The organism is Mesorhizobium huakuii, assembly GCF_030160235.1.
Taxonomy (GTDB): Bacteria; Pseudomonadota; Alphaproteobacteria; order Rhizobiales; family Rhizobiaceae; genus Mesorhizobium; species Mesorhizobium huakuii.
On the sequence record NZ_BSNY01000074.1, the window covers coordinates 1 to 1,526 of the forward strand.

General features: G+C 59.2%; 1 protein-coding gene and 1 pseudogene. Both read left to right on the top strand.

Going from position 1 to position 1,526, the window contains the following annotated elements:
* Nucleotides 1–139 precede the first annotated feature (139 nt).
* A pseudogene (locus QQK95_RS33245) lies at nucleotides 140–507 on the top strand (transposase); the annotation flags it as partial.
* Between the two features lie 143 nt (nucleotides 508–650).
* Nucleotides 651–1,310: a hypothetical protein gene (locus QQK95_RS33250; protein WP_038644996.1), complete on the top strand. Its 660-nt coding sequence runs from the start codon at nucleotides 651–653 to the stop codon at nucleotides 1,308–1,310.
* The last annotated feature ends 216 nt before the right edge of the window (nucleotides 1,311–1,526 follow it).

Below are 1,526 nucleotides of genomic sequence, written 5' to 3' on the forward strand. Positions count from 1 at the left end.
CGTCCAGCACGGGGCTAACCGCATCATAGCGGAGCTTTATAGCGGCGACATCGATCACTGCCCATGTCTACAAAGCAACGCAGGATTTCGGAATCCCCCAAAACGAGCTTTATCGATTCAGCAATTTATCGACGTGTCCTATGTGTCGAACTTACCGGCCGACGCGAGCCTCAAGCTGCTCGCTGCCACGATCAAAGCCAGATGGATCTGCGAGCAGGCACATCAGCAGTTGAAGGAGGAACTCGGCCTCGACCACTTCGAAGGTAGATCCTGGACTGGATTACACAGACACGCCTTGATGACCATGATCGCCTACGCCTTTCTCCAATCCCGCCGCCTCAAAGCAGCGGGACGGAAAAAAAGAGTCGGGGGGCCGCCGCCACAACCGAGCATGCTGGCCATCAGGCAGGCCATCCTCGACCTCTTCGCACGGCCGCCACCCAGGCGATGCCCCCCCACTGTGAGAAACTCCTCGCCGACGCCGTCGAATCTAAACTGCCAAAGTAGTGCTAGATGCCAGTGGTCAAAAAGCCTGCGGTCGCACATAGGGGCCTTTCAGGGTTGCGGCTGCGCCGCGATGTTTCTAAATTTATGCTCAGGCTGCGTTCCTACAAGCCAGATCGTAACGCAACGCAAAAAGGGTTGGCACTATGGGTACTCGAGTTTTCGTCGCGGCGTCGATTGCCATTGCGGTAGCCATCCCGTCCTCCAAGGCCCTCAACTTGTTCACAAACGACGCGAGCTCCCGCACCAAGGTCCTCGCCCTCCTTGAAACCCTCAACGCCGACCTGCTCAGCCATCCCAGCGCCACGCTCACGCTGGAACAGTGGTGCGGCGAGCACGGGATGGCGCCGGTGGCAAAGATTGTCGCCCGTCGCGAGAAGAGTGACAAACCGCCGCCGGACAATGCCCGCGAGGTACTAGGCATCAGCGCTGACGAACCCCTGCGCTACCGCCGCGTGCAGCTCGCCTGTGGCGAGCTGGTGCTGTCCGAGGCCGATAACTGGTACGTACCGTCACGCCTCACACTCCAGATGAACCAGGTTCTTGACACCACCGACCAGCCCTTCGGGAAAGTGGTCCAGCCGCTGCACTTCCGCCGACAAACCATTAGCGCCGAGTTGCTGTGGTCGCCGCTGCCGAAGGGATGGGAGATGGGCGCGCCGATGCCAGTGGCAGGCAAGGGGGCACTTGCCATTCCCTACGAGGTGCTTCGGCACCGGGCCATCCTCTATACTGGGATGAATCAAGCCTTCAGCCTGGTCGTGGAGACTTACACAGCCGAGGTCCTGGCCTTCGGCCGCCGCTGAAACGCGCGAGTTTCGATCTAGCAGACTGGCTATGTTCCTGCCCCGGCGCGGTACCATGAGCTAGAGGAAATGTCGAGTTTACCCCGAGGTGGGCGTTGGTGCATGGATCCTTTGTCAACGGTTTGGCGATAGGCAGGCAGGATCGAAATCAGCTCGATGCGGCGTTGGTGCGCGGATATGAAATCGAACGCATTTCGATCATTAATGTAGTTGGTT

Coding starts and splice junctions, on each gene's coding strand:
- QQK95_RS33250 (WP_038644996.1), top strand. CDS start 651: ATGGGTACTCGAGTTTTCGTCGCGGCGTCGATTGCCATTGCGGTAGCC.